Below are 6,631 nucleotides of genomic sequence, written 5' to 3'. Positions count from 1 at the left end.
TCAATGTTGTCTGACTTCCAATTATTAATTACGTTTAGAGCTTGAGAAACGTCCATAAAAAAATCCAAGTGCATTAAATACACTTGGATTTTTACACATCTATAGGATCATTCAACCGATCATTTTGTGCTTAACTGATCGGCATTACCCGTATGGGAGCGCTTTTATGCGCTCGCTGCATAATTGTATTTGAAATTTGGTTAGCCTATACTTTATAAAACTTTGCGACAGAACCCTATTTTTGAACTACAAATTTATATTTTTAGCTTCAGGCAATACTATTTCAACAACGAGAAAACATTTTCAGCATTTTTTTGATAAAACTTAATAAGAAAATCATCTGAAATAGGAAGTTTGTCTACATTTTCAATTGCTGGCTCTGGCATGCTGAATGGATAATCGACGGCAAATAATATATTATCTTCACCAACAATAGCTAAACTATACATTATTTCAAGCTCCCAGTTCATTCCACTTGATGTAATATAAAAATTTTCTAAAAAATATTCTTTTGGTGTTCGCTTTAACTTCTTTGCTCGTGGACTTTCTGACGCATCTTGTACAAAAGTATCATATTGGTTATCAATACGATTTATGAACCAAGGAATTCCTTCGCCTAAATGACCAAGGACAACTTTTAGTTTTGGAAATTGATCAAAAACACCACCAAGGATCATTCTTAAAGCGTGAAGACCACAATCTGCAGCAAATCCCCAAATAGCACCTTCCAATGGTAACTCTGTATATGGGTCTATCATTGCTGAGCATGGAGTATTCGGATGTAGATATATAGGAACATCTAATTTTTCTGCAACTTTAAGAATAGGCCAAAATTTTTTATTATCCAAAAACTCGCCATTTGTATGAGAATTAATGATAACTCCTTTCATTCCAAGTTGTCCTATACATCGTTCTAACTCTTTTGCTGCTTCTATTGGATCCTGAGGAGCAACAGTTGCAAGTCCGATGAAGCGTTCAGGGTTAATCTTGATTTCCTCTGCCAGCTTGTCATTACAAAAACGAGCCATTTTTACAGCTTTATCTTTTTCAAAAATTTGTACTCCAGGTGCAGTCAAAGATAGTATTTGTATATCGATACCAACATCATCCATTTTTTTTATACGATTATTATTAATATCGCAAATGAGATTCTTTAATTTTTCCGCATTAGAAGACATCATAATTTCTCCCCATAAGGATAGAAATCCAGGATCAACACACTTTTCTTGAGATAACTTCATAAATTCTTCGAAAAGTTCAGTTGGCATCCAAGATTCTTCCACTGCGATTTTCTTGTATTTTTTTTGTTTCATTCTAACCCTATCGATTTATATTTAGTTAGTATTCTTTATGTATCTAATTAGATAATGTTTCTTCTGCAATATTTTTGAACCGTAGCCAGCCTTCGGCTGGAGCCAGATATCTCAACCTGAAATAGAAACTGCGGCCTAAAGGGTGGTCCTGTCGCAAAGTTTATGTAGGGCGTAAGCGTGTCGAATTTCGGACACTATTATGCTATGAGCGCGTAAAATCGCTCCCATACAGGCAAGCTTAGCTCGCCAACTTGACCTCTTTTGATTTGCGTCCAAACTTCTTGACCTGACATAGTGGCACTTGCTCCCTCAACAGATTTCCAACCAAGAGCCTGATACATCTTTTGTTTAATTGGCCTATGGCTTTGCTCAACTATATTGTTGAGGTATTTCACGCCGATTATTTCTATTAAGTTCAGCATAAAAACGACACTTTTCCATAATTTGACGTTCATATGATGAAGAGTTCGAGCATTAGCGCCACTATTATCAATAACAACTTGATCTGGCAATCCATTTGTTCGAATAGCCTTTCGTAGAAAGGCTTGAGCGGATTTTTCATCTCGTGTCTGACTAAGATAAAAATCTACAATATCACCGTATTTATCAACTGCCCGATAGTAATACCACCATTTCCCTTTGATTTTGATGTAAGTCTCGTCCATCCGCCATGAACTTGATACATAGTATTTGCTCGTTCGTGCATTTTGCTCAATTAAGGGAGCAAAACGAATGACCCAACGATTAATGGTGGCATGATCGACTCGAATTCCTCTTTCAGCAAAGATTTCTTCGATATCATGATAACGGAGTTTGTACGCTACATAGTAGCGTACAGCTTGAAGGATGATGTCATATGGAAAATGATAACCAGTAAATTGCATAAAAGTTTAGCTAAAAGTTTAAAGTCAGTAATTAGAGTTCTCAACGGCTCTCTGGTTCCCTAACTTTGCGACAGAACCCCTAAAAGTCTCTTCAATGTAACAAATGATAATAGAATAAATACGATCAACCAATCAATTTGTTATATCAATTAATATTGAAAAACCAATAGGCAATAAGCATGACATTTAGGTATACATTAAAGGCATATAGTAGATTTGACATCAAACCATGCAATGTCATAACCTAAATGACATAACCATTAAGATCATCATATAAATGTCATACCGAGTAAATTATGTACATATTTGGCTACCTTAGAGCATCAACATCTGATCAAAATGCAAAACGAGCTCAGAGTACCTTAAAGAGCTTTGTTCAAGATAAAGGCTACCGTGTAGCTGGTTGGTATATTGAGAATGAATCAGGTGCATCATTACAAAGACCTGAACTACTACGATTGCTTGATGATGCAGCTATTGGTGATGCAATTCTGATTGAGCAGATCGATCGACTTTCTCGTTTAAATGAAGCTAGTTGGTTTAAATTAAAAGAAATGCTTCACGAGAAAGAATTGAAAGTTATTAGCTTGGATTTACCTACAAGTCATATAGCTTTATCTCCTCAGATTACAGATGAGTTTACAGGATCAATGATTAAAGCTATTAATAACATGATGATGGATATGCTAGCGGCGATAGCAAGGAAAGATTATCAAGATAGACGTCGTAGACAAGCTGAGGGGATAAAAAAGGCAAAATCTGAGGGAAAATACAAGGGAAGGAGACCCAACTTGGAACTTCATGACAAGATTTATCAATTGAGAGTAGTAAACCGGCTTAGCATTAGCGATACAGCTAAACTTACTAATGTATCAAACCGAACTGTTATTAGAGTTGCAAAGAAGTTTATTCGAGAGAATAACTAACATAGTATGTAATTAACATATAATAAAATTTTTTCTAATTATAAAATATCAATTGTAGATGCCATCTTTCAGAATAGACAACAAACTTAATTTAGGGCTATTCCTAATTGATATTTAGTTTGGTTTTTTATAACCCAAAAACAGATTTAAATTAGCTTTATCATAGCTGATCCTAGCGCCTACATTTTTGTTTTTCCAGCATATAAAAGGAGGCGTTTTTGGGCTGTGATGTTCGAGTTATATTTGCTAACGCTAACTACGGCCAAAAATATTTTGACCAAATTTGAGATGGTCTTGTAAACCTCCCTAAAATATGGAGCATCCACATTTAGAGTGTCCTATACTAAAACTACACGGAGAGCTAACGATGAAAAAAATCACGCTACACGGAAACTCAAATCGTCAGGATTTTGAAAGAAGTAGAAGCTGGCAAACTAGTTAAAAAAATCTGCCGTGAGTATGGCACCTCAGATGCCACGTATTACAACTGGAAGTCCAAGTACGGTGGTATGGAATTTTCAGATATCAAATGCATGAAAGAGCTTGAGGAAGAAAATCGACGACTTAAATCGATGTTTGCCAGGCTCTATCTTGAACTCCGTATTCTGAAAGATATCATTGAAAAAAACTATAAAGTCAGCGATTAGGCGAGAGCTTGTTGATTATGCCCGCGAGAAACACGGGGTAAGCCTTCGTATGGCCTGTCGCGCAGTTGGCGTCAGTGACTCAGTGTATCGGTATAAACCTGATGCATAAAGAAATGGCTATGTCATTTTGAAACGACAAGAAGCCATTGAACGTTGCCCAACTTATGGCTTTAATAAGTTGCTAAAAGTTCTGTGCTGTTGGGAGACACAGTTGGAATCACAAGCGTATTTATCGACTGTATTGCGAGTTGAATTTGAATAAACAGCGACGAGGTAAAAAGCGTCTACCCTCTCGCTATCCAGAGCCATTATCGGTATCGACGACATCGAATTATTGCTGGTCTATGGATTTTATGTGCGATAGCTTGTTTTGTGGTAGTAGATTTAGAACATAAAACCTGACTGATGATTTTAATCGTGAAGCACTGGATATCGAGATTGATCTCAACTTGCCTGCACTACGGTTGCTTGGCGCGGTTACCCTAGGATAACGGTCCTGAGTTTATTTCTAGTGCGCTTGCTGAGTTGGCTGAAGAACACCATATCCAACTTGAATTTAGAAAACCAGATACTCCAACCCAAAACTCATATGTTGAACGTTTCAATCGAACATATCGAGATGAAATCCTGAACATGAATGTATTTAAAACATTAACAGAAGTGCGGGAGCTAATAGCAAAATGGGTACGCGAATATAACGAAGAGCGACCACATGACTCACTAAATGATCGAACGCCATGGGAATACTTGGCATTCTATTCACCGACTGAGAACTCTAATTATACGTGTAACTAATTACGGGAGGTTTACAGTTTCTCCTAGCCCCGCATCCATCTTCGCAAAGCACATAGACCACCACACAGAATAAATCTGTACGGTTCTATGCGTTCCAAGTGATGCATCATTTACACATGATTCAGAGACTTTGACTCTACCAGCTATTCCTACTCCTGTAAATCATAAACCAGCGGCAAAGCTTCTCCTCGGATAGAAAACCGAAATATCTAATTACTCTAAAATTCTTTTCTGCTGGTATATGTGAAACCAATCTATCGAACATACCCATTTGACTAAGTACCAGTGTCTTGTAGCTATTATACCAATGGTAGACAAAGCGAACATTTCCACCCAGATAATGTCGTAATCGAGAAGTCGCTATTGATGGCCGCTAAAAGAGCATCCTAAGTATCTAACTGTCGGACCAATATATTCTGTCTTTTTGGCCAAGCGAATATGCCATTTTCGACTGTATTGACTAGAGAGAAACTGACTCCATCTCAGAAAACCTCTAATGTATTGATAGTTATCATTTACTGTCGGACGTTATCCTTCAAGCTGTACACTACTAAATAGCTTACAAACTCAGTTATCACGACATCAAAGAGAGCTATGCAGAAGGGCTTCTATTCGATCATGCAACTATTAATCGCTGGGTTATCCGGTTTTTTGCACCTTTGATTAAACAAAATGCACAAGCAAGAAAACGACAGGTATCAAACACATGGAAAATGGACGATACTTACATAAAAATTTAACTTCTGCAGTGGTATTACTATCGTTCTGTCGATAAGTACTGCGACATTGTTGACATTTGTCTTAACCTAAACACGAGCTGAAAAGCTGCTCAAGCTTTTCTACGAAATACTATCCAAGCGAACGGATTGCCAAAGAACGTTGTTATTGATAAGAATGGAGCTAATGCTCAAGCACTTCATAATATGAGTATTAATTTATGGAAAAGTGTCGTATTAATACTCAATCTGGTTGAAGTCATTGATGTGAAATACCTCAATAATATTTTTAAACAAAGCCATCGAGCTATAAAGAAAAAGATGCATCAAGCACAAGAATGAAAATCTGTCAAGATAGATCAGACTACAATACCAAGCCAAGGTACTAGGACTCAATATAGATTGGTGATTTAACCTTATTTATCAAAGAGCATTTTTACGCTCTCGACACATAATTGCGTCTGCAGTTTGACACATTTGTCTAATTCAAACGTTATGAAACAACTTAACAACCCTGCATTTTATAAATTTTGAAATTATATTGAACTTGACTATTTTTCATAGAGTTTATGAAATTCTCGTTGGTTATACTCTACTCTTCTTAAGAGTAATGGTAATTCATGCTCGTAGTTGTTTATTATCGCCCAGCGATACATTTCTAGACTTTGTACTAATTTTTCTTTTCTTAATTGGATCCTAAAGTATTCTTTATCATCGATTATAATCATAATGGTTAGCCAATAAGTTACGTATTCCTAATACAAATTTCATGTTACGTTCTCACTTCATTGTTTAATTTACAGTGAACAGTAGGACAACGATTAAAATACAATTGATATAGCTCCATTCATATAAATTTCAATGCTTTTCCTATTTTAATATATTTATACACCCTTGCGGAAAAAGTAAACAATAAATAAAAACCCAATATCAAAAAAGTAATTTATTGCACGAAGATGTCAATTATTTGTATATTAACCATGAAAAAAACTTTTAGGTTTTTGAAAAGAGTTCTGTCGCAAAGTTAGGGAACCAGAGAGCAGTTGAGAACTCTAATTACTGACTTTAAACTTTTAGCTAAACTTTTATGCAATTTACTGGTTATCATTTTCCATCTGACATCATCCTTCAAGCCATACGCTACTATATAGCATACAAACTCAGTTTCCGTGACATCGAAGAAATTTTTGTTGAAAGAGGAATTCAAGTCGATCATGCCACCTTTAATCGTTGGGTCATTCGTTTTGCTCCCTTAATTGAGCAAAATGCACGGGCGAGAAAACACCAAGTATCAAGTTCATGGCGAATGGACGAAGCCTATATCAAAATCAAAGGGAAATGGTGGTATTA

At 36.1% G+C, this 6,631-nt stretch carries 5 protein-coding genes and 2 pseudogenes; 4 read left to right on the top strand and 3 right to left on the bottom strand.

Features of this window, described 5'->3' with window-relative positions; translation table 11 throughout:
• Positions 1–278: 278 nt before the first annotated feature.
• Both CTN07_RS21885 and CTN07_RS21880 read right to left on the bottom strand, forming a co-directional pair.
• Positions 279–1,313 (bottom strand): amidohydrolase family protein, encoded by a 1,035-nt coding sequence (locus CTN07_RS21885; protein ID WP_005306670.1) that lies wholly within the window; start codon positions 1,311–1,313, stop codon positions 279–281.
• A gap of 197 nt (positions 1,314–1,510) precedes the next feature.
• On the bottom strand, positions 1,511–2,197 hold the full coding sequence (locus tag CTN07_RS21880) for an IS6 family transposase (RefSeq protein WP_005306666.1): 687 nt from the start codon (positions 2,195–2,197) through the stop codon (positions 1,511–1,513).
• A gap of 296 nt (positions 2,198–2,493) precedes the next feature.
• Here CTN07_RS21880 and CTN07_RS21875 point away from each other — a divergent pair, with 296 nt between their 5' ends.
• Positions 2,494–3,123 (top strand): recombinase family protein, encoded by a 630-nt coding sequence (locus tag CTN07_RS21875; protein WP_005306664.1) that lies wholly within the window; start codon positions 2,494–2,496, stop codon positions 3,121–3,123.
• A 371-nt stretch (positions 3,124–3,494) separates the two neighbouring features.
• A pseudogene (locus CTN07_RS21870) lies at positions 3,495–4,565 on the top strand (IS3 family transposase); the annotation flags it as partial.
• Between the two features lie 24 nt (positions 4,566–4,589).
• On the opposite strand, the pseudogene CTN07_RS21865 reads toward CTN07_RS21870, so the two are convergent.
• Positions 4,590–5,087, bottom strand: a pseudogene (locus CTN07_RS21865) (transposase); the annotation flags it as partial.
• A gap of 344 nt (positions 5,088–5,431) precedes the next feature.
• Here CTN07_RS21865 and CTN07_RS23415 point away from each other — a divergent pair.
• A complete protein-coding gene (locus CTN07_RS23415; protein WP_418005957.1) occupies positions 5,432–5,623 on the top strand; it encodes a hypothetical protein in 192 nt (63 codons plus the stop codon).
• Between the two features lie 745 nt (positions 5,624–6,368).
• The coding region (locus CTN07_RS21855) for an IS6 family transposase (protein ID WP_146154905.1) at positions 6,369–6,631 on the top strand (263 nt) is incomplete at its 3' end.

The sequence above is a fragment of the Photobacterium damselae genome (assembly GCF_003026815.1).
Taxonomy (GTDB): Bacteria; Pseudomonadota; Gammaproteobacteria; order Enterobacterales; family Vibrionaceae; genus Photobacterium; species Photobacterium damselae.
This window is presented reverse-complemented; position numbering and strand designations above follow the sequence as displayed.